This is a genomic window from Dokdonia sp. R86516 (assembly GCF_044596715.1).
Lineage (GTDB): Bacteria > Bacteroidota > Bacteroidia > Flavobacteriales > Flavobacteriaceae > Dokdonia.
In genome coordinates, this window is the sequence record NZ_CP138998.1 from 1,674,907 (window position 1) to 1,701,215 (window position 26,309).

Here is a 26,309-nt window from a genome sequence, read left to right on the forward strand (position 1 = left end):
ATATTCACTCAATTATATAAGCTCCCTTTTCATACGTGCTATGGAAAGGGACTTTTTTATTTATACAAGTCTCTTTCCAGCGAGTTATGTAGCTTTTATAATTTGATGCGTCTGCAATGATTAAAGCTTTCGGAAATCTCTCTGTAAGTCTGGTTATATTAATCTTTGGGGACTGAGTGAGAAGTATGTAATCTGGATTTGCTTTAGCTAATTGGTATATTCCAAGGCTATCTATAACGAGTATTTCTTTTCGCTTAAAGCGAAAATAGTTCTGCATGCCTTCTACAGCGACTTCATCTATGCGTAAGCCATCCTTATAATTGCGTACTCTGCTATCTTGTATTATGGTGTGTAATGAGTCTGTGCTATGTATTTTAAGCTTGGAGTTGTGGAAAGTACCTATCATGGTAGATTTACTTTTGTTGAAAATCGTGAGATGCGTAGCGGGAGGATTGTTTTTCTCATAAATAATAATAGAGGTCAATAATATTATAGATAGAGATGCCGCTACAAGTCTGGGATTATTGTATTTTTTGAATAAAGAAATACTAAAAATGATGCAGAGGTATAAGCCTATAAGAAATGCAAAACTTATTGTGATGTGATTTGTGATAAAAGCCTCTTTACTGGCAACCCAAAAAATAAATCCATTCATTAGGTCTATAACGTAGCCATACGTTGCTACTAAAGCATCTGGTAAGATATCCAGTGCTGCAAGTATTGCAACCAGTATGCCACCGCCTAATATGATTCCTAGAAAGGGGATGATGATAACATTAGAGAGAAAAAATAATCCTGGAAACTGGTGGAAGTAAAATAAACTCAAGGGTAGCACGCTTAGCTGAGCAGCTACTGAAACCGTCGCTATACCCCAGAGAAGCTTGTCTATATAGTAGCGCGGAGTATAAAAAGATGATAACCATGGCTGAATCCATAAAATACCAATAACAGCGAGATAACTCAGCTGGAAGCCTACTTGATATATGAGAAATGGATCGTATAAAAGTAGCAACACCGCAGATGCCATAACTGCATCTGTAGTTTTTCTTTTTCCACCTAGTTGTTGTCCTACCTCAAGAAAGCTAAACATAGTCGCTGCCCTCAATACAGAGGGTGATAGTCCAGTGATAAAGGCAAAAGCCCATATCATAGCGATAATAATTATAGACCGAAGCCACCGCAGCTTATAGTCAGCTATTGGTTTGGTAATTATGCGTAGCAATAAAAGTATAATTCCTACATGCAGGCCGGAGACGGCTAGTATATGCATCATTCCAGCAGATGCATAACTAGTGCTCATTTGCTTATCGATGCCATTTTTCTGTCCAAGAACGAGTGCATCTATAACTGCTAGTTGGTCGCTAGTAAATGAATGAGAGTGTATAGATTTTAGTACGCTTTCGCGAAAGCGTGATGCCCACACCCTCAATCCGCTAGAGGTGTGTTGTGATATAAGTAACTCGTTTTTATTAATTGATAGCTGCCCGTATATCTGTTTTCTTTTTAAATAGCTCCCGTAATCAAATTGAAATGGGTTTTTGGGTTTAGGGACAGGTAAAAGTTCAGATCTTGTGTAATACCATGTTCCTACCCGAAGACGTTGTGATGCACTATCCTTACTGACATTAAGAATTACCTTACCTGAAGTAGCTTTTTTATTTATTGTCTTTAATGTAACAACATATTTATCTTGATACATTGTGGGCTTAAGAACTTGGTCTACAGTAAATAAGAAGGTGCTAGGGTTGTTAGTGTTTGTGTGAGTAAAATGGGTGTCGTTGTTTAGTGCGTTTGCTCTTTCAGAGGTTAAGTAGCCTAGCGTTATAAATACAACAGAAATACCTGTTGTAAAAGCTATAGCATTGAGAGGTCTTTTAAAAGCAAGTCTGTGAAGTACAAAGAGAAATGAGATAGTGAGTAGGAGGATAATAACTATCCAGAACCAAGAGGCGCGGTAGGCGTCATAGCAAATAATTCCTGCAATGAAGGCAAGAAGTATTACTAAAATGGGTGTGTTAATCCTCTTCAACATATTACTAATTAACCTATTTTAAGGTGTAACTGTCAGTAATATAGTAAATTATAATTTACAAGACGCGTCTGGCCATTATGTATGCGTCATTCCAGTAACGCTCATTGAGGTTAGAAGTAAGGACACCTTTTGAGGTAGTTGCGTGTATAAAGTAAATGTCATTACCCGTAACTTTTGTGACGAGTCCCACGTGATTTATGCGTTTGCTACTTTTGTTCGTTCTAAAAAATAACAAATCACCCTTAGAGATCTCTTTGTCTTTTATAGGTTGTCCTCTTTGTGCCATCTGTCTAGAGATACGAGGTAAGACTATATTTTCTTTTTGAAAAGCAGTATAAATCAATCCAGAGCAGTCCATTCCCTTTCTTGTAGTACCACCAAATTTATAACGAGTACCACTAAAGGCTTGTGCTTGCTGGATAATGCGGTCTGTTTTTGATGCGCTTATATGTTTAACCCTAGCAGTAGTTCTAGTTTTGGATCTAGATGTTGTGGTTTTTGAACTTCCGCACGAAGTCAATAAAAAAAGTAAAGAAACTACTGTGAATAATTGTTTCATATAGTAGATGGGCTTGTAGGTTTTTAATTGCTAAGCTGTGCTTTGGTTGTTGCTACAACGAGAGATGCGGTTTTGTCACTAGCTCCTGTACCCCCTAATTTTTTCTCTAGTGCAAAGTAATCTTTAAAGAGTTTTGCGCGATAATCATCATTAGTGATCTTATCCAGCTCTTGCTTTAAATTCTTAGTGTTTAAATCTCCTTGAATCAATTCTTTTACCACCTCTTTATCCATTATAAGATTTACTAGGGAGATGTATTTTGTTTTGATAATGCGTTTTGCAATACTGTATGAGACGGCATTGGCTTTATAACAAACTACCTGTGGTACTTTAAAAATAGCAGCTTCTAGTGTTGCCGTACCAGACGTGATTAAAGCTGCATTTGCAAAACTTAAGATGTCGTAGGTTTTATTCATTACCAGTTTAACTGGGTAATCTTTGAGGAAAGGTTGGTAAAAAGATACCTCTTGACTAGGCGCTCCAGCGATTACAAACTGATAGTCCGGATAATCATTTACTACGCTTAACATCACATCTAGCATAGCGCTTATTTCTTGCTTACGACTTCCTGGAAGTAATGCAATCATAGGTCGCTCATCGAGCTTGTGTTCTTTTGTAAACGTAGCGGCATCTGCTTGCTCACGACCAGCAACCGCATCTAGAAGTGGGTGACCTACAAAATGTACCTTGTAGTCATGTTTGTCATAAAAGTCCTTTACAAAAGGTAATATCACATACATGTGATCTACATAGGCTTTGATCTTTTTAACACGACTAGCGCGTGATGCCCATACCTGCGGACTGATATAATAGTGCGTCGTTACGCCTAATGGTTTTGCCCACTCTGCAATGCGTAAGTTAAAACCGGAGTTATCTATAAGTATAAGCGCATCTGGTTCAAAACGGGCAATATCTCTCTTACAATCTTTAATAAGACCTGTGATCTTACGCAAGTTCGTGACAACTTCCATAAAGCCCATAAAAGCACGCTCTTTGTAATGTGTCACAAGAGTACCGCCTACTTCCTGCATGAGATCACCGCCCCAAAAGCGTATATCTGCCTCTGGATCTTCTTTATATAGTGATTTCATAAGGTTTGCACCATGTAAATCACCACTGGCCTCGCCTGCAAGAATGTAATATTTCATTAGGTAAACATTAATATCATAGTTACAAATGCAATAGTAATCGTAGCAAGAAGAACGCCTCTCGCTCTCGCATCTTGTCCTTGTCTAAGCATCATAAAAAATGCCAGCAAATTAAGCACAGCGCCTATTGCCATAATTTTGCCTAGACGACCTTCAGACACTGCTGTTTGAAGTACGTTTGTGATGGTTCGGTCTTGTGTGCTGCCTATGTATAGAGAAAACAGCAGTACACCTATTGCGTTTGCAATGAGTCCTACTACAATCCCTATAATGATGTCTTTTTTCATATGTAATGTTTCGGCTTTCGCCAAAATTTGAATTCTTTACAAATATGCTTATCGTTTTAAAATTTTCGCGAAAGCGGAATTCTCAACCTTAAGCTATAGAAAGATATTGATGTGTGTCAAAGTTACGATTGCTTTGTAAACTTTAGACTAGTCTTCCCACTCATTTAGTTCTTGTAAAAAGTGGTAAGCCGTGAGGTCAAATTGGACTGGCACGACAGATACATATCCTTGAGATAGTGCCCACTCATCTGTATCTTCTCCCTTGTCTTGATTTACAAACTCGCCAGTGAGCCAGTAGTAATCTCTACCCATAGGATTAGTGCGCTTGTCAAAATCTTCTACCCATTGCGCTTTTGCTTGACGGCATACCTTAGTTCCTTTAATTTCGGCTGCTGGTAGTTTTGGGATATTTACATTTAAAACAATTCCCTTAGGAAGTCCGTTTTTTAATACTTGGCGAGTGATACGCTCCACATATTTTTTTGCAGGCTCAAAATCGGCATCGTAACTGTAGTCTAGTAGCGAGAATCCTATTGCTGGGATGCCTTCTACACCAGCTTCTACTGCTGCGCTCATCGTACCGCTGTAAATTACATTGATGCTGGAGTTGCTGCCGTGATTTATACCGCTCACACAGATATCTGGTCTGCGAGGTACAATCTGCTGGTTTGCAAGTTTTACACAATCTGCTGGCGTTCCAGAGCATGTATATTCTTTATGTGTCGCGGCGGGATCAAGTTTTACGGGATCACAGTAAAGTGTATCGTTTATGGTAATGGCGTGTCCCATGCCACTCTGTGGGCTATCTGGCGCAACAACAATGACATCACCTATGGTGAGCATTACATCGATAAGGTTGCGTATTCCGGGAGCCGTTATACCGTCATCGTTAGTAACAAGTATTAATGGTTTATTGTTCATAAGAGGAGTTGTAAACTAAGCACGAAAATACGTAAATTGTACTTCAATTCGAGCGACAGTCGGGTTTAACAAAAGATTACGAGGGTTATTCTTATCGTGGCACAATTTTTAATGTACATTGTAAGTTACATGCAAATAAAAGATTTTATGAAAAGGAATTTAAAATTAATCGCAGTAGTACTCCTCTTCTCGGTAGCGAGTTGCAGTTTTACTACAAAGTCATTTGATGATCCAGATAAGGATAAGACATTACTTGATCTTATTTCTTATCTACTTAAGCGTGGTCATTATGATGCAAAAGATATAGATGACGACTTCTCTGCAGCGGTATTTGATGATTATATAGATGCACTAGATCCATACCGCCGCTTCTTTTACAAAAAAGATATTCAAGAATTTGAAAAGTACAAGGATAAGATAGATGATGCTATTAGAGATAAGGATTTGACATTCTTTGACCTAACTTACACACGTCTTATGGAGCGTACTAAGGAAGCAAATGAGATTCAAGCAGACTTGCTTGAGAAGCCGTTTGACTTTACTGAGGATGAAATCTTAGATACAGATTATGAAAAGCAGCCTTTTGCAAAAAACAAGAGAGAACTTAAAAATCGCTGGAGGCAGCAATTAAAGCTAAATGCGTTAAGTTCTTATTTTGATAAAAAGGAAGAGCAAGAAAAAACAACAGAAGAAGGTGAAGATGTTGTAAGTACAGATGAGCCTAAGGAAATTCTTAGCGACGAAGCCTTAGAGCTTAAGGCCAGAAATGAAGTAAAGGATAATACCAAAGAATTCTTTGAATTTACAGACGAGCTAGAGCGTCAAGATTATTTTGCGATGTTCTTAAATGCGGTAGTGGAGGAATTTGATCCTCATACATATTACTTTGCTCCAGTAGCAAAAGATCGTTTTGATACTCAGATGAGTGGTCAATTTCAAGGAATAGGTGCTAGACTCCAAAAAAAGAATGGTGAAATAAAAATTACAGATGTTATTTCTGGAGGTCCAGCATGGAGAGGTGATGAGTTGCGTGAAGGTGATGTTATTATGAGAGTGCGTCAAGAAGATGAGAAAGACGCCATTAGCATTGTTGGGATGCGCCTTCAAGATGCCATAGAATACATTAAAGGTCCAAAAGGAACTAAGGTGATTCTTACGGTAAAAACGAAGCTGGATGGAAGTACGCAGAATATCACTATAGAAAGAGACATTGTGGAGCTTGAAGAAACGTATGCAAAATCTGCAGAGGTTGAAAAAGACGGTCGAAAATATGGTATCGTTAATCTTCCTAAGTTTTACTTTACAATGGACGATTATAAAGAAAAGAACGCTGCAAGTGATGTAAAGAGAGAGATAGAACGCCTTAAAGAACAAGGGATGGAAGGTCTAGTTATCGATCTTAGAAATAATGGTGGAGGTTCTCTTAAAACAGTGGTGGATATTGCTGGACTATTTATTAAAGATGGCCCTATTGTACAGGTAGCTTCTAGTGGCGATGAGCCAGAAGTACTTGAGGATGCAGATTCTTCTATCTTATGGGATGGACCACTTGTAATTCTAGTAAATGAAATATCTGCTTCGGCAAGTGAGATTCTCGCAGCAGCAATGCAAGATTACAAACGAGCAATCATCATAGGAGGTAAACAAACATATGGTAAGGGAACTGTACAAAACGTAGCAGACCTTAACCAGTATTTACGTAAAAACCCTTATGGAGATCTTGGAGCACTTAAGTTAACTACGCAGAAATTCTACCGTGTAAACGGAGGGTCTACTCAGCTAGAAGGAGTTAAGAGTGATGTAGTGGTTCCGGATCGTTTTAAATATATAGATATAGGAGAACGTGATCAAGAAAACCCGCTTCCATGGGATAAAATTAAAGCCGCAAGTTATGACGTTTGGGATGGTTATGTAGATTTTGATGAAACTATCGAAAATAGTGTGCAACGTATGTCTAAGAGCGAGCATTTACAGCTAGTAGATGATTATGCTAAGTGGATTAAAGATCGTAGAGATGATCAGAAGTGGTCGCTTAACTATGAGAAGTACAAAGAACGTCTAGCGCAAAGTGAGGAGTATGCAAAGAAATTTGATGCGATAGATGATTATGATACTAAGTTGTCATACAAGTCACTTCCTTATGAGCAGAAACTTTTCAAAAGTGATACGATTTTAAAGGAAAAGCGTGATCGCTGGCACAAGAATTTAGCCAAAGATGCTTATGTAGAAGAGGCGTTAAATGTGCTTAAGGATCTCAAAATAAATAATATAAGAAAAGATAAACTTGCTGCGATAAAAGATTAATTCATGTCGCAACGAGCAAATTCTTTAACAGGCTTAGCGCTCCAAAAATTCAAGAAGAATTTTTGGGGCGTTTTGAGTTTACTATATATCGTTTTATGTGGCCTAGCTGCATTGTTTGCCTATGTGATTGCCCCAGATAGTAGTGAGAACGCAAATCAAATGCACCTCTCTATTCACTCCCAAGGGCCGGGGTTTACTGTTGATATACTCACCATACCCGCTCAAGTTGATGCGAGTCAAAGTTTCTTTTCAAAATGGTTTTCTGGTAGTAAGAATACGAGTACAGAGATTCCCGTCACTTCGTATACTATTTCAGAAAGTGGTATTACTTACATCCAGTATGTAGGCGATGGCGTAGAGGGAATGGCTAAAATGCTCAAAATAGACGCTGTTGAGGATTATAACGCTTTCGCGAAAGCGAATATCTCCTCACGTACATTTTTGTTAGGTACAGATAAGTATGGTCGGGACTTACTAAGTCGTATGCTTATAGGTGCACGTATTTCCTTTTCAATAGGATTTGTTGCTGTATTTATTTCGCTTATCATAGGTTTACTTATGGGGTCGCTTGCGGGGTATTTTGGAGGTAAAATTGACGCTGCAATCATGTGGGTGATTAACGTGACGTGGTCTATCCCTACATTATTGCTTGTAATTGCTATCACTCTAGCTCTAGGAAAGGGATACTGGCAGGTGTTTATTGCTGTAGGTTTAACCATGTGGGTTGAGGTCGCTCGTGTAGTACGAGGTCAAGTGATGGGAGTAAAACAAATGCAATATGTTACCGCAGCAAGAGCGCTAGGTTATACAGACGGACGAATCATCATCAAACATATATTGCCTAATGTAATAGCACCACTTATTGTAATATCTGCAGCAAATTTTGCTGGAGCCATCTTAATAGAAAGCGGTTTGAGCTTTCTAGGTATAGGCGCTCAGCCACCTACGCCTAGCTGGGGAGCGATGATTAAAGATCACTATAGCTACATCATTCTTGGGAAACCTTATCTTGCGCTCATTCCCGGTGTAGCAATCATGTTACTCGTAATGGCTTTTATGCTTGTGGGGAATGCGCTGAGAGATGCGCTAGATGTGAAAAGTTAATTTATATATGAAAAGAAAATACACCTATCCATTACTAGTACTATTATTTACACTAGGATGGTACATATTTGAAAATTATGCTCATCAAGCTATTGATGCGCCAGTTGTAGAGGAAGGAAAGCAGCCTAAATCTACTACTAACACTTACTTTTTGCCTACATCAACTACGGGTCAGATTGTGCATCATAATTATTACTCCCTTAGTTATAGTGAGAAAGATGAACAAGCAGAGTGGGTGGCTTATGAACTTAAAAAAGAGCACATCGTAAATGCCGATTTTAAACGCCCTTACTTTGAAGTAGACCCTAAGGTAGGGACAAAGTCTGCTCACTGGCGTAATTATAAGAAATCTGGCTATGATAGAGGGCATCTTTGCCCAGCTGGCGATAGAGAGTTTAGCAAGGCGGCTTATAACGAGACATTTTTGACAAGTAATATTAGTCCGCAGCGACATGATTTTAATGCGGGTATATGGAACGAGCTAGAGCAGCAAGTACGCTATTGGGCAAAAAAGTATGATGGTGTTTATGTGGTAACCGGAGGGATTCTCAAAGATAAAATGGGTGCAATAGGAACAGAAGGTGTGACTGTTCCAGAATCATTTTATAAAATTATTTATGACCAATCCGGGGGTGATGTAAAAATGATTGCCTTTTTAATGAATCACTCGGCATCGAAGAAGTCATTAAAAACATTTGTAACCTCTGTAGATCAGATTGAGAAACTCACAGGTATTGATTTCTTTCCTGAACTAGATGATGGAGTAGAGGATGGGCTTGAAGCGAGTACAAGCACCAGCGGCTGGAAGCTTAGATAGTAAAGTGATATTATATAAAATAAAAAATGCGGCAATTGCCGCATTTTTTTGTTAATCTATATTGGAAGATTTTATCCTTTGATAACACCTCTTGAGATTACGATTTTTTGGATCTCACTTGTTCCTTCGTAAATCTGAGTGATCTTAGCATCACGCATAAGGCGCTCTACGTGGTATTCTTTTACAAATCCGTTACCACCGTGTATTTGCACAGCTTCTACAGATTGTTCCATTGCAACTTTTGAAGCATAAAGCTTAGCCATTGCGCTAGACATATCGTAGTTATTTCCTTGATCTTTATCCCAAGCAGCTTTCATCACTAGGTGACGTGCAGCTTCAATCTCCACATACATATCTGCTAGTTTAAAAGCGATTGCTTGGTGATTGCAGATTTCTGTACCAAAGGCTTTACGTTCCTTAGAGTATTTAAGAGCAAGCTCATAAGCTCCAGATGCAATACCTAATGCTTGTGCAGCAATACCAATACGTCCACCAGAAAGAGTTTTCATCGCAAATTTGAATCCAAAACCATCTTCTCCTATTCTATTTTCTTTAGGAACTTTTACATCGTTAAACTGTAGCGTGTGTGTGTCACTACCGCGTATTCCTAATTTGTCTTCTTTAGGTCCTACTTCAAAACCTTCCATATCTTTCTCTACGATAAAAGCATTGATTCCTCGGTGACCTTTTTCTCTGTCGGTTTGTGCAATAACTAAATATACATCAGAACGACCGCCATTTGTAATCCAGTTTTTTGTTCCGTTAATCACGTAGTGATCTCCTTTATCTATTGCAGTGGTAGCTTGTGATGTTGCATCAGATCCAGCTTCTGGTTCAGAAAGACAAAAAGCACCCACCATCTCACCAGTAGCAAGTTTAGTTAAGTATTTTTGTTTTTGTTCTTCACTTCCGTAAGCTTCAAGACCGTAACAAACTAAAGAGTTGTTTACAGAAACTATAACAGAGGCAGAGGCGTCAATTTTAGATAATTCCTCCATAACAAGTACGTAAGAAGTAGCATCCATACCAGCTCCACCGTATTTAGGATCTGTCATAATACCCATAAAACCTAAGTCACCCATTTTTTTAACGAGTTCATCAGGAAACTGCTGGATGTTATCACGTTCAATAACGCCAGGAAGTAATTCTGTACGGGCAAAATCGCGAGCCGCATCGCGTATCATTATATGTTCTTCTGTTAAGCTAAAATCCATCGTGTTTGAATTATTAAGAATTATCTAAAAAATCTACACAAAGATACTTGTTTCTTGCCTTTTTCTCAATAGATTTAGACCAATGGGACAAAAAAACTATAACGTTATAGGAGTGATGAGCGGCACAAGCTTAGATGGTATTGATTGTGCCTATGCAGAAATTGGTGTTTCTCCATCAAAAGATGACTCGATATATCCATCATTTACCAGTGATATCATCGTTGCAGAAACTGTTCCCTATCCTAAAAAGTGGAAAGAAATACTTTCTACGGCTCATTTGCTTAGTAGAGAAGACCTAGACGCTCTTAATGAAGATTATACAGCTTATCTAGCCCACGTAATTAAAGATTTTATAAAAAATAACAAACTTGTGGATGTTGATGTAGTCTGTTCTCATGGACACACCGTGCTCCATCAGCCGGATCAGGGAGTTACTTTGCAAATAGGAAATCTACCAGAAATTGCCTCTTTAGTTAACCACCGCGTGGTTTGTGATTTTAGGGTGCAAGATGTAGCAATGGGTGGTCAGGGAGCTCCATTGGTGCCTATAGGCGACCAACTGTTATTTGGCAATTATGATTATTGTCTAAATCTTGGTGGTTTTGCAAATGTTTCTAAAGATGAAAATGGTGTGAGAATTGCGTATGATATCTCTCCTGTAAACGTAGTGCTCAATAAATATGCACAGGAATTAGGTAAGGAGTATGATGATGGTGGCGCTTTCGCGAAAACAGGAACTGTACACCAACCTCTCCTTGATAAACTAAATGATATTTTGTTTTATAAGCTTCCAGCTCCCAAATCTCTTGGGATAGAATGGGTGCACACGCATATATTTCCACTTATAGATGCCGCTCAAATTTCATCTATTGACGTGTTGGCCACGTTTACCGAGCATATTGCTATTCAGCTTGCGGCGCAGTTTAAAGAAGGTGCTACTGTGCTCGTTACCGGTGGAGGTGCTTACAACACTTACTTATTAGACAGGATACGCTTTCGCGAAAGCGTAAAACTCATAGTGCCAGACCCTAAGTTGGTTGAATTTAAAGAGGCGCTTATTTTTGGATTATTAGGAGTGTTAAAACTTGAGAACCTCCCGAACTGTCTAGCAAGTGTGACCGGTGCAGGGCAGGATCACACTAGTGGAATGTTATATCAATCTTAAATTATTAACACTTCTTCTACAAGGTGTTTCTAAATTGTATATTTGGGCTTACCTAATTAGAAAGTATGAGAGCTCTTTTACAGCGTTATGAAGATAAATTACCAGAAATAGTTTTCCATTGGAATGATCCAGAAACAGAAGCAGAAGGCTGGGTTGTAATCAACTCACTACGCGGCGGTGCTGCAGGTGGTGGAACACGTATGCGTACGGGTCTGGATATGAATGAAGTATTATCACTTGCCAAAACAATGGAAGTGAAGTTTACCGTCTCGGGACCTGCAATAGGTGGAGCAAAATCTGGAATCAATTTTGACCCAAAAGATCCACGTAAGAAAGGAGTTTTAGAGCGCTGGTATAAAGCAGTGTCACCATTACTTAAAAGTTATTACGGTACGGGAGGTGATCTTAATGTAGATGAAATACATGAAGTAATCCCAATTACCGAAGAAAGTGGAGTATGGCATCCTCAAGAAGGAGTCTTTACAGGTCACTTCCAACCTACAGAGGCAGATAAAATTAACCGCATCGGGCAACTGCGTCAAGGTGTGATTAAAGTGATTGAAAATCCAGTATATTCTCCAGACGTAACACGTAAGTATACGGTTGCAGATATGATTACTGGGTATGGAGTTGCAGAAGCCGTACGTCATTATTATGATATTTATGGCGGTGATGTAAAAGGAAAAAGAGCCGTTGTACAAGGTTTTGGAAACGTAGGAGCAGCAGCAGCTTATTACCTTGCTCAAATGGGAGCAAAGGTGGTAGGAATCATTGATATAGTAGGGGGTTTTATTAATAAAGACGGTTTTTCTTTTGAGGAAATACGTGATATGTACCTTAATAAAACTGGAAATACACTCAATGCAAATGCAGAAGGATTAATTCCATTTGCAGAGATGAATGAGCAAATATGGAATCTTGAGACAGAGATTTTTGCTCCATGTGCGGCTTCTAGACTTATTACAGAAGATCAAATTAATAACATGATTGGAACTGGGCTAGAGGTTATATCTTGTGGTGCAAACGTTCCATTTGCAGATAAAGAAATTTTCTTTGGCCCTATAATGGAGCATACAGATGCAAAGGTGAGTTTAATACCAGATTTTATATCAAACTGTGGTATGGCTCGTGTATTTGCATACTTCATGGAGCGTCGTGTACAAATGACAGATGATGCAATCTTTAACGATACTTCGCAAACTATCAGAAACGCTATCGAAAATACATATAGCAATAATAGCAGCAAGCAAAATATAAGTAAAACTGCTTTTGAGATTGCACTAAAAGAATTACTTTAATACTTACAATTAACCAGACAACTTATGGAATCAGTAATTATTCTCATTTTTATTATAGGGTACCTATCTATTACCCTTGAACATCCTCTTAAACTAGATAAAACAGTACCTGCTTTAATAATGGCATCACTTATATGGGCTTTCCTTGCGGTAGGTTTCCACTTAGGGTGGTTTGACGTTATTGACACTTATGAAAATGCATTTAGTATTTTTCCTAACGGCACCGCGCTCACAGGAGATGCATTGCACGAAGCAGAGCATGGTTTTGATAACACACTGTTGCACCACCTAGGTAAAACAGCAGAAATACTTATCTTCCTTATTGGAGCGATGACTATTGTTGAAATTATTGATCTCCACCGTGGTTTTGAGGTGCTTAAAGGTGCTGTGCGCACCAAGAGCAAGAAAAAATTATTATGGATAATAGGTATACTAGCATTCATCCTTTCGGCTATTATTGATAACCTTACTGCTACTATTGTACTTATTACCTTACTACGTAAGCTTATTGTAAATAGAGATCAGCGTTTGTGGTTTGCAGCTATGGTTGTTATTGCGGCAAATGCAGGTGGTGCATGGTCACCTATTGGAGATGTTACAACTACAATGCTCTGGATTGCCGATAATGTAACGGCAATGGGACTTATAAAATTTGTAGTAGTACCATCAATTATATGTTTTGTACTTCCTTTTGTAATTGCTTCTTATCTACCAGCATTCAAAGGTGAGATTATTGTAGACACTACAGAAGACGAAGAAGCCGGTAGACTACTTAGTAGTAAAACAATGCTTTTCTTAGGTTTAGGTATGATTGTATCTGTGCCTATCTTTAAAACGATAACACACCTTCCTCCATATATGGGAATGATGCTCGCGCTTGGAGTAGTGTGGTTAGTATCAGAATACATTCACCCAGAAGAAGATTTTACAAAAGAACGTAAGCATTTATACAGTGCTCACAAAGCATTATCTCGTATTGAGATTTCTAGTATCCTATTTTTCTTAGGAATCTTAATGGCTGTTGCTGGACTTGAAAGTCTAGTATACGGGGTTTCAGAGTCTGGAGATCCAGTGGGAACTTTACGTTACGTAGCCGAAATCTTAAACGGAGCAGTACCTAATCAAGATGTTGTTGTAGTACTTCTTGGTATATTATCTGCAATTATTGATAATGTTCCTTTAGTAGCTGCATCAATGGGTATGTACGAAGCGCCTACAGATAGTTTATTATGGCACTTTATAGCATATTCTGCAGGAACCGGTGGAAGTATGCTTATCATAGGATCTGCAGCTGGTGTTGCAGCAATGGGAATGGAGCGTATCGATTTTATCTGGTACCTCAAGAAAATAACATGGTTAGCATTTATTGGATTTGCTGCAGGTGCAATTGCTTTTGTTCTTCTTACGGGAGGAACAATGGGATCTTAAGCTCATACAATTTAATACCATAACCATCGTTTCATATTAAAGTCACAACGACCTAATTTATGATTAATATCTTATTACAAGACGGCGCTCAAGATGCGGCAGACGTTCTTACAACAGATGAGCCTGTAGAGCAGACTTTATCAATTATAGACTTGCTTATCACAGGTGGTACAGCAGGAATCATCATAATAGCAGTACTTTTTGTACTGCTATTTGTTGCTATTTATATTTATTTTGAACGTCTATTTGCAATAAAAGCAGCGTCCAAGGTGGATAGCAACTTTATGAATCAAATACGCGATAATGTTCAATCCGGTAACATTGAAGGGGCAAAAATTTATTGTGCTCAAGCAAACTCACCGGTTTCAAGACTTACTGCAAAGGGAATCTCACGTATAGGTAGTCCTCTTGAGGATATTAATACAGCAATAGAGAACCAAGGTAAACTTGAGGTATACAAGCTAGAACGCAATGTAAGTGTGCTTGCTACCATAGCAGGGGCTGCACCTATGATCGGGTTTTTAGGAACGGTAATTGGGATGGTACTTGCTTTTCATACACTAGCTACTAGTTCAGGACAAGCAGAAATGGGAACACTAGCCGAAGGTATCTATACGGCAATGACTACTACTGTAGCCGGTCTTATCGTAGGTATTATTGCTTACATGGGTTATAACCACCTAGTAGTGCGCACAGATAAAGTAGTGCATTCTATGGAAGCAAATGCTGTAGATTTCTTAGATCTTCTAAACGAGCCAAGCTAATATGAACCTGCGCGGAAGAAATAAAGTGAGCCCAGAGTTCAGTATGAGTAGTATGACAGATATTGTCTTTCTACTACTTGTATTCTTTCTCTTAACCTCACCAGCCATTACGCCAGATGCTCTAGACCTAATTTTGCCTAAAGCAAAAGGGAAAACCAGTAACAAGCAGAACCTCTCCGTAAGTATTACTAAAGACCTAGATTACTACGTAAATAAAGAACGTGTAACTGAGAATAGTATTGAAGGGTTCATCACAAGCCAACTTGTAGGAGTAGAAGATCCTACCATTATTTTAAGAGCAGAGGAGGGAGTTCCTATCGAGAATGCCGTTAAAATAATGGATATTGCAAACCGCAATAAATACAAAATTGTCCTTGCGGTACGTCCTAATTAATTAGTTGACATTTATACATTATACGCTTTCGCGAAAGCGTAATTTTTAATTTTTCAATCCAAAACTTGGCATTCTTAGATACCATACATAAACGTAAATCTTTTACCATAAGCACTATTGTGATGGCTATCATACTATTGCTCATGTTTGTAGTGGGGATGAAATACCTTGATCCACCTGAAGAAGGAGGAATCGCTGTAAACTTTGGTACGTCTGAGGTGGGGTCTGGTAATGTCCAACCTACAAAAGCGGTGGCCTCTGCACCAAAGAATACGGCTCCACAGCCTAAGCCTACAGTGCAAGAGCCAGAAGTGAAAGATGAGGTAGTAACGCAGGATACTGAAGATGCACCCGTTATCGAAGAAAAGCCAAAAGTGAAGCCTACACCTAAGGTTGAAAAGCCAAAAGAAAAGCCTATTGAAAAACCAGTAGAGGAGGCAAAGCCAGACCCAAAACCAGATAAATCTACTACGAGTGCTTTAGATGCATTAATTAACGGGCCAAAAAGCGACGGAGCTTCACAAGCAGGTGAAGGTGATGATGACAAAGCGGGAGATAAAGGTGATCCTAATGGAGACCCTAATGCCTCAAGTTACTACGGAACTGGAAAAGGCCTTGATGGAGATGGTAATTACCAGCTAGGAGGTCGTAAAGCACTTGGGAAGCCTAAGCGCCAGCAAGAATGTAATGAAGCAGGGACTGTAGTTGTAAGTATCGAAGTAGATCGTAACGGAAAGGTGATAAAAGCAACTCCTGGAGTACGTGGGACTACTAATAATACACGCTGTCTTCTTGAGCCTGCAAAAGCCGCAGCGCTAGCAACAAAGTTTAATGCAGATGCTAGTGCACCCTCTAAGCAAATAGGGAAGATTGTATATCGTTTTAGTCTCTCAGACTAATAGGTTCATATAACAACTATAGCTATCTATACGTGTCTCAGCATTTCATATAGACTATCTAGGTAATATCTACCTATCTTTACATACACTTAAAAGCGACCCATTATCACTTATCAAGAAACTTTAGATTGGCTATTTGCTCAATTACCAATGTATCAACGCAAAGGAGCAGCTGCTTATAAGGCAGATTTGGATAATATTAAATTATTATCAGAGTACCTTGGCAATCCACACACTGAGTTTAAAGCCGTTCATGTAGCGGGAACTAATGGTAAAGGTTCTACAAGTCACATGATGGCGTCTGTACTGCAAGAAGCTGGATATACGGTAGGTCTGTATACATCTCCACATCTCAAAGACTTTAGAGAGCGCATCAAGATTAATGGAGAGATGGCAAGCAAGCAATTTGTCATGGGGTTCATAAAGAAGCACAAAGCTTTTTTTGAGGAGCACCAATTGTCATTTTTTGAAATGACAGTAGGGATGGCTTTCTCATATTTTGCAACAAAAAAAGTAGATGTTGCAATTATTGAAGTGGGCTTAGGAGGTAGACTAGATGCGACAAATATTATAACACCTGTGTTGTCTGTTATTACAAATATAGGTGTTGATCATACTCAATTCCTGGGCGACACATTACCACTTATCGCCACTGAAAAAGCAGGAATTATAAAAGAAGGTGTTCCCGTAGTGATAGGGGAGTTTCAGGAGGAGACAGAAGATGTTTTTAGTACGCTTTCGCGAAAGCGTAACGCACCACTTTATAAAGCTTATGATTTTGACTTAATGCCTATGCAATCAGATTTGATAGGTTCATACCAGAAACATAATATTAGGACTGTGCAGGTGGCGTTTTCAGTATTGCAAGGTGCAGACTTCCATGTAGGAATACAGCACATTGCAAAAGGACTTAAAAATGTAGTTAAGAATACAGGACTTTTAGGTCGATGGCAAGTATTACAAGAATTACCCAGAGTTATCTGCGATACAGGTCATAATAAAGAGGGCCTAACATATGTAATGGAGCAGTTAAGTAGGGAGAAGTACAAAAAGCTTCATATAGTCTTAGGTGTAGTTTCTGACAAAGATCTAGGAAGTATTTTGCCATTATTTCCAAGTTATGCTACTTATTATTTTTGTAAACCAGATGTGCCTAGAGGAATGGAGGTGCAGTTATTAAGAAAAACTGCAGAGACTCATAAATTGAATGGAAAGGCGTATCCTAGTGTAAAAGAAGCCTTTAGTGCTGCAAAAAAGACAGCTGGAGCAAGTGATCTTATTTTTATAGGCGGCAGTACTTTTGTTGTAGCAGAAATTATTTGATTTTTATTAAAAAATATTGCAAAGTATGAAAGTTTAATTCTATATTTGCACCCGCAATAAGAGAAAGATTTAATTCTTCCTTTTATTGTTACCTGATTATAAAATATCGGGGCGCTTAGCTCAGTTGGTTCAGAGCACTTGGTTTACACCCAAGGGGTCAGGGGTTCGAATCCCTTAGCGCCCACAAACAAGAAACGATAAACTTGTAAAAAAATAATCGGGCGCTTAGCTCAGTTGGTTCAGAGCACTTGGTTTACACCCAAGGGGTCAGGGGTTCGAATCCCTTAGCGCCCACAAAGGCTTCCAGAAATGGGAGCCTTTTTTTGTTATATGAATTTCTACGTTTACATATTATTTTCTTCTAGTCTCAATCGATATTATATTGGTTCGACGAATCATAAAAAAATTATTTAGAAATTGTAAAATGATTTTAACTGACGGGAATATTGATAGCAAGAAGATTGATAAACTTATAGGTAAAGCACTTAAGTTTAATTGGAAGAACCGCAGGGTAGTAGGTGGTGTTGGAATGTTTCTCAGTTCTTTTGAGAATAAAACGAGTAGTTCAGAAAAATTGAAAGTTAACTCTAAATGCAATTTAGAAATTAGAGGTAAAGGGCTGCTACTTCACTCAAATTTTTCAGGAAAACGGTCATTAGTGCCAATTGTCAAAGCAGATATTTTAGAGATAAAGTTAATACGAGGTGAAGAGAAGATTAATCCAATTCCTTTCTCTCCCATGTGGATTTTATTAAAGCTTGGTTTTTCAGTATTACAATCACGCTATTTGGGGCTGACAAAACAACAGTATTCTATAGATCCAATGGAGATGAGTTTAAAAACTGATAGTTATGAAATGGTCTTTAATGCAAATGGATTTTTATTTGAAAGACAAGAAGCTTTTTTAGAATGTTTAGACTTAGGCGCAAGATTGGCTATCATAAAAGGTTTTTCCAACTAAGGTTCGTATGCTATTTATTGCTAATGCTTTTTGAGCAATATGAAACTCATATCCTCTTTGAATTACATTGGTTTAGCAAATGATGTAGATGAACGTCTCAAAAGGCATTCTTTTATAAAATTAAATTAAAGGGCGAGCTTTTCTCAAAGCAATGTGCACTCAAATAGGCTGTCTTTAGCTATTTCTTCTTTATTTATATAATTACTTGTAACAAACGCTATATAAGTCATACCTATGCTACAACTAAAAAGCAACAGGTATGATTCTCAGTTTAAAGAATGTTTCAAAAACATATAGCAATGGTGTAAAAGCCTTAGATGATGTAACTATAGATATTAAGGCAGGAATGTTTGGACTTTTAGGGCCTAACGGTGCAGGAAAATCATCTCTTATGAGAACCATAGCCACGCTTCAAGAACCAGATACAGGAAGCATAGAGTTTAATGGACTTGATATTCTTAACAATAAAATTGAGTTTAGAAAAACCTTGGGCTATTTACCACAAGAATTTGGGGTGTACCCAAAAATGAGCGCAAGCGACCTCTTACATTATTTTGCAAGTTTGAAGGGGATTACAAATAAAGCAGAGCGCAACGCAATTGTAGATAAAGCACTTGAGGTTACAAACCTTAGTGATGTGCGCGATAAGCACGTTGCAGGCTACTCTGGAGGAATGAAGCAACGTTTTGGTATCGCACAACTCCTACTTAATAATCCCAAACTTATTATTGTAGATGAGCCTACTGCTGGACTAGATCCTGCAGAGAGACATCGATTTTTAAATGTATTACGTGAGATAGGGACTAATCACATTGTTATTTTCTCTACGCATATTGTAGATGACGTTAAGGAACTATGTACTGATATGGCAATTCTCAATGGAGGAAGAATCTTATCTCAGAGCACACCAAAAGAGCTTGTGCAAAGTCTATCTGGGCATATCTGGAAGATAAGTGTTTCTAGAGATAAAATAGATGAGCTACAAAAGCAATATAATGTGATTTCCTCAAGCTTTAATGACGACAATGATCTAGATGTGAGAGTGTATAGCACAACCACACCAGGAGAAGGTTTTGAGCCTGCGGTTGCAACCCTAGAGGACGTATACTTTACTACGTTAAATCAGAACCAACCTGAAAACGTACAGTAATATGTTTAATATAATATATCTACACGAAATAAGAACGTGGTTTAAGAAACCACTTTTTTACATTTTTGCAGCAATTATGTTTTTGCTAGGTGCAATTCTAATGGCATCTGAGCTGGGTGTATTTGGTAGTGATAATGCCACTGTTACTAGTAACACATATTTAACTAGTCCATTGTCAATTACGGTGATGATGTCCGAACTGTCTTTACTAGCTTATTTGTTAATCCCGTCCATTACTGGAGGCACCATAAATAGAGATTTTAAAAATAACATGCATAATGTTTTGTACTCTTATCCGCTTACAAAGGTGCAATACTTGCTAGCTAAGTTTTCGGCGGCTATAACGATTAATTTACTTATTACTATTGCTACTCTATTGGGACTTCTTATTGGCTCTATACTGCCAGGAGCAAACGAAGAACTTTTGGGGCCATTTGGACTGTGGAATTACGTGCAGCCATTTGCGTTCATCATTTTTCCTAACGTACTTTTTTATAGTGCTATAGTTTTTGCTATTGTGGTGTTTACACGTAACATAAACATTGGTTTTATGGCGATACTAACTATGATTATTTTAGAACTCATAGTTACTAGTATGTCAGACAGTGCAGATAATAAATTCTGGTACTTGTTGCTGGATCCTCTAGCAGTACTGCCACTAGCAGATGCAACAGAGTACTGGACTCCTGTTGAACAAAATACGCGTTCTATACCTATGGTGGGGGCATTACTGTACAACCGTTTATTATGGGCAGCGATTTCATTTGCAATCTTATTTGGAATTATAGCACGCTTTAATTTTTCTCAACATGCAATGACCCTTCGTCTTTTTAAGAAAAAGACGGTAAGAGCAACTAAGAAAAACTTTAGTGAGGTAAGAAACATTGAAATGCCAGCAGTATCTACAGATTTCTCTCTCGTTGGGCAGTTAAAAACATTGTGGTTATTGGTTAAAAGTGACACTAAATATATCATTACGGGCTGGCCATTCATAATTATAACTTTCTTAGCCATTGTACTTACCATTGTAATGATGAGTTTTTCTCAGCTCATTTTTAACACGGCTATTTTGCCTAAAACGTGGACTATGCTTGCAGAGCCGTCTGCATATGTGATATTATTTTCATTTTTACTTATTCACTTATATGCCGGTTTTTTAATGGATCGCTCTAGGGCGGCTCATCTTAACCAGATAGTCGATGTAACGCCTACAAAGGACTGGGTGTTTCTAGTATCAAAAGGAATATCGCTATTACTTATGACAGGCTTTCTGCAAGTAGTACTTATTCTTTGTGGCCTAGCATTTCAAACGGCCAAAGGTTTTTATGATTACCAGATAGACCTTTATGTATTCCAAGCTTTTTTAATCAATATCTGGAAGTATATTCCGTGGATTTTGATGGCGCTTCTTGTGCATACATTGATTAAAAATAAATGGCTTGGCCTTGTAACTTTATTAGTGCTTGCTGTCGCGATTCCGTTATTGCAGCGTGCTATCGGAGTAGAGCAGGCTATTTATGATTTTAATTCGGGTGGTACACCTAGTCCTTCAGATTTTGATGGATACGGTTCTGTATTACCTCGTTTCTATACGTTTAGGGTCTATTGGATCTCATTTGGAGTTATTCTTTTAATGGCAGCCATTTTATTCTACAGACGTGGTGTGGGGACAAATGTAAAGGGTCGTCTTGCTTTCGCGAAAGCGAGATTATCTACACCCATCATAGCCACGGCAATTGTTTCTCTAGTGATATTTTTAAGTATAGGTAGCTACTCTTGGTATGTAAATAACGTGGAGAATGAATTGCTCACAGGAAAAGAACGTGAAGAACTACGCGTGCAAGCCGAAAGAGATTTAGGAAAGTATGCGGGAATACCACAACCTAGACTCGTAGCTGTAAATACGTTTATGGATATATATCCAAAAACTAGAGACTTTAAAGCAGGAGCAACCTTTACCATGGTTAATAAGGATAGTGTTGCTATAGATACATTACATGTGAATCTCACAGATTACCCTACAGAAATCACACTAGACAGAGATGCAGAAGTGGTTTATGATAACGAAGATTATAACTATAAAATGTATGCTTTTAGCAAGCCTATGCAGCCTGGAGATACTTTAGTGTTTAAGTTTACCATGCATAATGAGGAGAATAAATTTCTAGATGATAAGTCGCCTATTTCTACTAATGGAACCTTTGTAAATTATGGTATGTTTCCTTCTATAGGTTACAATGATAACTTTGAATTGAGAAACACACAACTACGTGAAAAGTATGAGCTAGCACCTAAGGATCGCTTACCAAATCCAGATGCTCCTGGAGCAAGAGATCGTAGTTATATAGGAGGTTATAGCGACTGGATAGACTTTGAGGCTACATTGAGTACTTCTCCAGAGCAGATAGCAATTGCGCCTGGTTATCTCATTAAGGAGTGGGAAGAGGATGGAAGAAAGTATTTTCATTATAAAATGGATTCAAAAATGCTCAACTTCTATTCTTTCTTAAGCGCAGAATATGAAGTGATGCGAGAAGAATATCAAGGAATTAATCTTGAGATTTATTACAATCCTGGTCATACTTATAACCTTGATCGTATGATGGATGGTATGAAAAAGGGCCTCGCTTATTATAATGAGAATTATACACCTTACCAGCATAAGCAAGTGCGTATCATAGAGTTTCCTAAAGATTATGGAAGCTTTGCACAGGCCTTTGCAAATACAATCCCTTTTAGTGAAGGAGTAGGTTTTGTAGCAGATGTAGATGATGAGGATCAAGATGCGGTAGATTATCCGCTGGCAATAACGGCTCATGAGCTAGCACACCAGTGGTGGGCACACCAGGTGATAGGAGCGCAGGCTAAAGGAGCAACACTACTTTCTGAAAGTATGTCTGAGTACAGCTCGCTCAAGGTGCTTGAGAAAACTTATGGTAAAAACCAGATGCGTCGTTTCTTAAAAGACGCGATGGATGGATACTTGACAGGTAGAACTAGTGAGCAGATTAAGGAGCAGCCGTTAATGTATAATGAAAACCAACAGTATATTCATTACCAAAAGGGGTCATTAGTTTTATATGCTATGAGTGATTACTTAGGAGAAGATGTCTTTAACGGTGTAGCAAAACGCTTTGCCCAAAAGTATCAATTTAAAGGACGCCCTTATCCAGTAGCTACAGAGTTTGTGGCAGATATAAAAGCGGTGACACCAGACTCACTTAAATATCTAGTTACAGATATGTTTGAGACCATCACGCTTTATGATAACAAAGTAGAAGATGCTACTTACACAGAATTACCGGATGGCAGCTATGCTGTACATATAGATGCGATTATAAGTAAGTACCGTTCAAAAAAGAAAGGAAAAAAAGAATATAAATCCATCGCGGGCGATAGTCTTTCATTTACTCCAGAAGGTGAGGAGGATGCCATTGCATCCTTACCACTAGCAGATTATATTGAGTTAGGGGTTTTTGGCGAAGAGGATGAGGAAACAGGAGCTGAGAATGTACTGTATCTAAAGAAAGTGAAAGTGAGCGACATTAACAATGGTTTTGATGTGATAGTTGATGAGAAACCAGTAGAAGCTGGAATAGATCCTTTTAATAAATTGATAGACCGTCGTGGTAGTGATAACCGTAAGAAAGTAAAAGAAAACGGAAGCGACAAGGAAGAATAACTTGTGATGATTTTTAAAAGTAAAAACCGTAATTCTTATATGGAATTACGGTTTTTTTATGCTTAATAATAAGTCGTTATCGCAATGTCATGATGGATTTATAGCCCTGCCGCATTATACAACTTTGCCTTTGCCGCAAGTTCCTTTACAGAAAGAACATTTGCTTTAAGTCTTGCGTCTATTAACTTTTGCTCGCGGGAGTTAATGAGGAATAGTGAACTTTCTCCTAGAAAAAATTTACGCTCCTCAGCTTTTACAAGGGCTTCATAATCTACCACAATCTCAGTGATAAGGTTATTTTGTTCTAAAAGCGATGTAATCTCTGCCTCTGTGGCGTCAAGCTTGTTTTTGATAGCAAGGGAAGTGGCTGTACGTTCAAACTGGGCGTCTTGTACTTTAAGCTTAGCAAGATTTAGATCTCCGCGTTCCTTACGCAAGAAAATAGGAAAGCTCACATCTACAAAAGCCTTGTAATTTGCCGTATTAAAACCATCTAATCGATCTGCATCTGGTGATAGAAAATTGTATTGCAAGTTTACCTTAGGAAGCAACTTGTTTTTCTTTAAAAATCGATCTACTTCTAAGCCATCAATTTTTGCGTCTAGACTTTTAAGCTTAGGATGATTATTTAAAAAAACCGAGGTATCTGTAATCCCCACTAATAATAGAGAGGCGTCCAGTACTGCAAGCTCAGGTTTTTCTGGATATACCGTTTCTTGTATTTCTAATGGAATACCATCTATCCATAAAAAATTACTCGCAACTAGGCGTGCCTTTTGAGCCTTAAGCGAGGCAGCTTCTAGATCAAGACGTCTTGTTTGAGCAGTGATTCTAGCTTCTGTAATGTCTATAGCCGCTTTGTCACCTTCTGCTACGCTTCTTGTTACGGCGTCTAGTCTGGTGGTGGCATTCTCTAAAAAAGTACCGTAAATAGCTTTTTCATTTTCTGCTTCTACCCAGTCAAAATATGCTAAGCTCGCCTCATAAATTAAGTTGTTTACGAGTAAGTCACGATCTGCGATGGTTTGCTGTTCAAAAAAACGTGCTTTCTTTAAGGTAGCCATGCGTTCATTAATAAGAAGACCTTGTGCCAGCGCAAATGAAACTCCAGCGCTATATAATCCATCTTCGGGAACGGTAAGGTTGGGGTTGAGAAACTTACCTGTGTTTTCTTCAAAACTTCCTTTTAGCTCAATTCCGTACCAAGTAGGAATTTTAAAAGTAGCGTTAAGCTGATCAAAATATTCGGTGTCTTTAAATTTCTTACGATCATAGTCTACCTCAATTTTTGGATCAAAACCTCCTCGTGCTTTAAGTAGATTTGCTTCTCCTGTGCTTAATACTAATTCGGCTTGTTTGATTAATGGATGATGTTGCTTTACATATCCTAAGTATTCCTCAAAAGAAATATTTTGCGGAGAAAGTACAGGTGTTTGAGCTAGTCCCGCTTTCGCGAAAGCGTAACACAACACAAGGATTGTATATTTTATAAGTAACCTCATTTTTTCTCTTTTCTAGGCGTTAAACTACCATCTGGTAAATAGTAATCTGGCGGAAAGCCGTTGAGTTGTCTCCATAACTCGTACCAGATAGGAACATCTTGTAGCAAGGCGATAGTTTGTGCTCCAGAGCCTACCCGTACATTTTTAGGCCATGCCTCTGCTTCTTTATCTGGCGCAATAAGCACTCTAAATTTACCATTGGCGCTTATAAAGGTTTCTACTGCAACCACAGTTCCTCCATAGGTTCCGAATGATGCGTCTGGCCAGCCGCTGAAAACGATTGCCGGCCACCCATCAAACTGCACACGCACTTGTTCTCCTGTGTGTATGAGTGGTAGGTCTATGGGTCTCACGTAAGTTTCAACAGCTAGGTCATAGTCGGCAGGCATAATCCCTACTAGTTGTTCTCCTTCTTTAAAAGTCTCACCTATACCTGCCTTAATAGCTTTATTAATAAATCCATTTTGAGGAGCTGTTATATATTGCAGTGCACTACGCAGTTCATAATTTGTGCTTGCGTTTGCGAGTTTGCTTACTTGAGCTTCTGTGTCGTATTGCGCACTTGAAGCACTAAACTTATCACTTTGGGCTTTGCTTATTTTTTCGGCATATTCTGCGCTTGTTCTAGAGATATCTATAGAGGCGTTAAGAACATTATTTTGGCTAGCTAATAATTTATTGTTTTGAGAGATAAGCTTTGCCTCAGTCTCTTGTAGTTTTAATCTTTTATCTTCTACATCTGCCGTAGATTTTAAGCCTTCGGCCTCTAGCGTGGCAGTACGTTCAAATTGTTTTAAGGCAATATCACGATTAGTAGTTGCTGCAACAAGGTCAATGCTGTCACTCTGTACTTTAAAACGAGCTTGTTTTAGTTTGTTTTCTGCTTGTTCTAGTTTTAGTGCTCGCTCACGTTGCAGAGCTCCTAGCTGATTCTCTAGCGCTATTACCTTTGATTTGTAAGAGCCCACCGCATTACTTTTTGCATCACGTTGCTGGCGTGTACGCTCAGCAAGAAGAGGATCTTGATACTCGTTTTTAATCTCAGAAATGCGCAAAATAGTATCTCCTTTTGCTACGTAGTCTCCTTCTAGTACATACCACTCTTCTACACGTCCAGGGATGGGAGATTGTATAGTTTGCGGTCTTTGATCCGGAGTTAATGTAGTGACATATCCTTTACCATTAACGTTTTGAGTCCATGGTAAAAAGAGTACAATTACACCTATGATTGCAAAGGCTAGTAAGAATCTATTGAAGTATTTATAGTGCCTGGTCTTGTGTGCCTTTGCAAAAGCCGAATAGCCACCCACATCTATCTTCTTATTAAGTTGATTGTTTGATATATTAAGCATCGCTA

The 26,309-nt window shown here is 38.5% G+C and carries 21 protein-coding genes and 2 tRNA genes; 15 read left to right on the forward strand and 8 right to left on the reverse strand.

From position 1 onward, the window contains the following. Window positions 1–4 precede the first annotated feature (4 nt). From SJY23_RS07650 to surE, 5 genes are all read right to left on the reverse strand, one after another. Complete coding sequence (locus SJY23_RS07650) at window positions 5–2,032, reverse strand: ComEC/Rec2 family competence protein (protein WP_396598076.1); 2,028 nt, start codon at window positions 2,030–2,032, stop codon at window positions 5–7. A gap of 55 nt (window positions 2,033–2,087) precedes the next feature. Further along, entirely contained in the window at window positions 2,088–2,591 is a 504-nt protein-coding gene (locus tag SJY23_RS07655) for a C40 family peptidase (protein ID WP_396598077.1), read from the reverse strand. 23 nt (window positions 2,592–2,614) lie between these two features. After that, entirely contained in the window at window positions 2,615–3,739 is a 1,125-nt protein-coding gene (lpxB, locus tag SJY23_RS07660) for a lipid-A-disaccharide synthase (protein ID WP_396598078.1), read from the reverse strand. After that, the gene (locus SJY23_RS07665; RefSeq protein ID WP_396598079.1) at window positions 3,739–4,026 is read right to left on the reverse strand and encodes a hypothetical protein; all 288 of its coding nucleotides are present in this window, start codon (window positions 4,024–4,026) and stop codon (window positions 3,739–3,741) included. The genes lpxB and SJY23_RS07665 overlap by 1 nt, the downstream gene beginning before the upstream one ends. Window positions 4,027–4,173: 147 nt before the next feature. Beyond that, a complete protein-coding gene (gene surE / locus SJY23_RS07670) occupies window positions 4,174–4,947 on the reverse strand; it encodes a 5'/3'-nucleotidase SurE (RefSeq protein ID WP_396598080.1) in 774 nt (257 codons plus the stop codon). Window positions 4,948–5,094: 147 nt separating this feature from the next. On the opposite strand from surE, the gene SJY23_RS07675 reads away from it, so the two are divergent. Genes SJY23_RS07675 through SJY23_RS07685 form a run of 3 tightly spaced genes read left to right on the forward strand, consistent with a single transcriptional unit; the run spans window position 5,095 to window position 9,172 of the window. Beyond that, entirely contained in the window at window positions 5,095–7,251 is a 2,157-nt protein-coding gene (locus tag SJY23_RS07675) for a carboxy terminal-processing peptidase (protein WP_396598081.1), read from the forward strand. A gap of 3 nt (window positions 7,252–7,254) precedes the next feature. After that, the gene (locus SJY23_RS07680; RefSeq protein WP_396598082.1) at window positions 7,255–8,355 is read left to right on the forward strand and encodes an ABC transporter permease; all 1,101 of its coding nucleotides are present in this window, start codon (window positions 7,255–7,257) and stop codon (window positions 8,353–8,355) included. 7 nt (window positions 8,356–8,362) lie between these two features. Then, window positions 8,363–9,172, forward strand: a complete 810-nt coding sequence (locus SJY23_RS07685) for a DNA/RNA non-specific endonuclease (RefSeq protein ID WP_396598083.1) — start codon at window positions 8,363–8,365, stop codon at window positions 9,170–9,172. A gap of 71 nt (window positions 9,173–9,243) precedes the next feature. On the opposite strand, the gene SJY23_RS07690 is transcribed toward SJY23_RS07685, so the two are convergent. After that, a complete protein-coding gene (locus tag SJY23_RS07690) occupies window positions 9,244–10,386 on the reverse strand; it encodes an acyl-CoA dehydrogenase (protein ID WP_396598084.1) in 1,143 nt (380 codons plus the stop codon). Window positions 10,387–10,468: 82 nt separating this feature from the next. Between SJY23_RS07690 and SJY23_RS07695 the strand changes: the two genes are divergently transcribed. From SJY23_RS07695 to SJY23_RS07750, 12 genes are all read left to right on the forward strand, one after another. After that, window positions 10,469–11,551: an anhydro-N-acetylmuramic acid kinase gene (locus tag SJY23_RS07695; protein ID WP_396595903.1), complete on the forward strand. Its 1,083-nt coding sequence runs from the start codon at window positions 10,469–10,471 to the stop codon at window positions 11,549–11,551. Window positions 11,552–11,616: 65 nt separating this feature from the next. Continuing rightward, on the forward strand, window positions 11,617–12,849 hold the full coding sequence (locus SJY23_RS07700; protein WP_396595904.1) for a Glu/Leu/Phe/Val dehydrogenase dimerization domain-containing protein: 1,233 nt from the start codon (window positions 11,617–11,619) through the stop codon (window positions 12,847–12,849). A gap of 24 nt (window positions 12,850–12,873) precedes the next feature. Further along, window positions 12,874–14,277 (forward strand): sodium:proton antiporter NhaD, encoded by a 1,404-nt coding sequence (gene nhaD / locus SJY23_RS07705; RefSeq protein WP_035334505.1) that lies wholly within the window; start codon window positions 12,874–12,876, stop codon window positions 14,275–14,277. Between the two features lie 59 nt (window positions 14,278–14,336). Further along, window positions 14,337–15,041, forward strand: a complete 705-nt coding sequence (locus SJY23_RS07710; protein ID WP_035334504.1) for a MotA/TolQ/ExbB proton channel family protein — start codon at window positions 14,337–14,339, stop codon at window positions 15,039–15,041. A gap of 1 nt (window position 15,042) precedes the next feature. After that, window positions 15,043–15,435 carry a biopolymer transporter ExbD gene (locus SJY23_RS07715; RefSeq protein ID WP_035334503.1) on the forward strand — a complete coding sequence of 131 codons (393 nt, stop codon included), beginning with the start codon at window positions 15,043–15,045 and terminating at the stop codon, window positions 15,433–15,435. A 65-nt stretch (window positions 15,436–15,500) separates the two neighbouring features. Further along, window positions 15,501–16,334, forward strand: coding sequence for an energy transducer TonB (locus SJY23_RS07720; RefSeq protein WP_396595905.1), 834 nt, complete (start codon window positions 15,501–15,503; stop codon window positions 16,332–16,334). A gap of 105 nt (window positions 16,335–16,439) precedes the next feature. Continuing rightward, window positions 16,440–17,657: a bifunctional folylpolyglutamate synthase/dihydrofolate synthase gene (locus tag SJY23_RS07725; protein WP_396598111.1), complete on the forward strand. Its 1,218-nt coding sequence runs from the start codon at window positions 16,440–16,442 to the stop codon at window positions 17,655–17,657. 109 nt (window positions 17,658–17,766) lie between these two features. Continuing rightward, a tRNA-Val gene (locus SJY23_RS07730) sits at window positions 17,767–17,841 on the forward strand. A 35-nt stretch (window positions 17,842–17,876) separates the two neighbouring features. Then, a tRNA-Val gene (locus SJY23_RS07735) sits at window positions 17,877–17,951 on the forward strand. 130 nt (window positions 17,952–18,081) lie between these two features. After that, the gene (locus tag SJY23_RS07740) at window positions 18,082–18,618 is read left to right on the forward strand and encodes a hypothetical protein (RefSeq protein WP_035334500.1); all 537 of its coding nucleotides are present in this window, start codon (window positions 18,082–18,084) and stop codon (window positions 18,616–18,618) included. Window positions 18,619–18,877: 259 nt separating this feature from the next. Beyond that, window positions 18,878–19,768, forward strand: a complete 891-nt coding sequence (locus SJY23_RS07745) for an ABC transporter ATP-binding protein (RefSeq protein WP_396595906.1) — start codon at window positions 18,878–18,880, stop codon at window positions 19,766–19,768. 1 nt (window position 19,769) lies between these two features. Further along, on the forward strand, window positions 19,770–23,450 hold the full coding sequence (locus SJY23_RS07750) for an ABC transporter permease/M1 family aminopeptidase (protein ID WP_396595907.1): 3,681 nt from the start codon (window positions 19,770–19,772) through the stop codon (window positions 23,448–23,450). A 98-nt stretch (window positions 23,451–23,548) separates the two neighbouring features. Here the strand turns inward: SJY23_RS07750 and SJY23_RS07755 are convergent, their stop codons facing one another. Together SJY23_RS07755 and SJY23_RS07760 are read right to left on the reverse strand one after the other, a co-directional pair. Then, window positions 23,549–24,952 (reverse strand): TolC family protein, encoded by a 1,404-nt coding sequence (locus SJY23_RS07755; RefSeq protein WP_396595908.1) that lies wholly within the window; start codon window positions 24,950–24,952, stop codon window positions 23,549–23,551. Beyond that, entirely contained in the window at window positions 24,949–26,304 is a 1,356-nt protein-coding gene (locus tag SJY23_RS07760) for an HlyD family secretion protein (protein WP_035334496.1), read from the reverse strand. The genes SJY23_RS07755 and SJY23_RS07760 overlap by 4 nt, the downstream gene beginning before the upstream one ends. Between the last annotated feature and the right edge of the window lie 5 nt (window positions 26,305–26,309).